Source organism: Modicisalibacter sp. 'Wilcox', from assembly GCF_010993675.1.
In the GTDB taxonomy this organism is placed as follows: Bacteria; Pseudomonadota; Gammaproteobacteria; order Pseudomonadales; family Halomonadaceae; genus Modicisalibacter; species Modicisalibacter tunisiensis.
In genome coordinates this window covers 1-899 of sequence record NZ_WNXF01000042.1, presented here as the reverse complement: position 1 = coordinate 899, position 899 = coordinate 1, and the positions used below count along the sequence as shown (strand labels likewise).

1 protein-coding gene and 1 pseudogene are annotated in these 899 nt (G+C 63.0%); both read left to right on the top strand.

The annotated features are described in order from the left end of the window. Nucleotides 1-495, top strand: a 495-nt coding sequence (locus G7A98_RS16565; protein ID WP_205596306.1) for a transposase, incomplete at its 5' end; no start/stop codon positions are given. 40 nt (nt 496-535) lie between these two features. Then, nucleotides 536-718: pseudogene (locus G7A98_RS16560) on the top strand (transposase); the annotation flags it as partial. Nucleotides 719-899: the final 181 nt, after the last annotated feature.

Here is an 899-nt window from a genome sequence, read left to right as displayed (position 1 = left end):
CTGGAGTATCAAGCGGGCTCTTGGTCGGCACCGCGTCGCGTGGTGCTGGTGGTGCAGGAACGCCCCGATGACCTGCTGCTGCATGCCTTCTTCCTGGTCACCAACCTCGGCAAGTTCGACTGGCCGCCGGAGAAGGTCCTGGCGCTCTACCGCAAGCGCGGCAGCGCCGAGGCGCACATGGGCGAGGTGAAGTCGGCGCTCGACGTGCATCTCTCGTCGACCGATCGCGGCGCCTCCACCGTTCAGGACGTGATGGCACGCAACGAGGTGAGCCTGCTGCTCAGCCTCTACGCCTACCAGGTCCTGCATGGCCTGCGCTGCCTGCTGGAGCGGCAGACCCGGCAAGGCTGGAGCCTCAGCCGGATGCGCGAGCAGGTGCTGAAGGTCGCCGCCACGCTGAGGCTGCACGCTCGGCGAATCACCGTTCATCTGGGTGCCGCCGCCGACAAGTGGTGGCCGACGCTGCTGAAGGGTGAATCGCCCCGGGTTTCGTAGACACCTCCAGACCTTATACTGAAGGCACCAAGGAGGTCCCATGAGCCGCCAGCGATATACCGAAGAATTCAAGATCGAAGCCGTCAAGCAGGTGACGGAGCGCGGTCATCCCGTCACGGAGGTGGCCGCCCGGCTGGGGGTATCCGGCTACAGTCTCTATCAGTGGATGAAGCGCTACGCCAAGCCGGCGGAGCAGCGTCAGCAGGACGCGGACCTCCAGGCGGCGATCACGGCTGCTTGGACGGTCGCAATTGATTCCAAAGAGCTATAAGAAAGCGGGAAAATTTCAGCGTTTTGGCATTACTCAACGGCCATTCGCACTGAAGAAGCCGATCCTGATAAGCGATGCCACCAGTCAGTACCTTCAGACCGCTCAATCAGCACCCTCGTGAATGAGGCGGGCT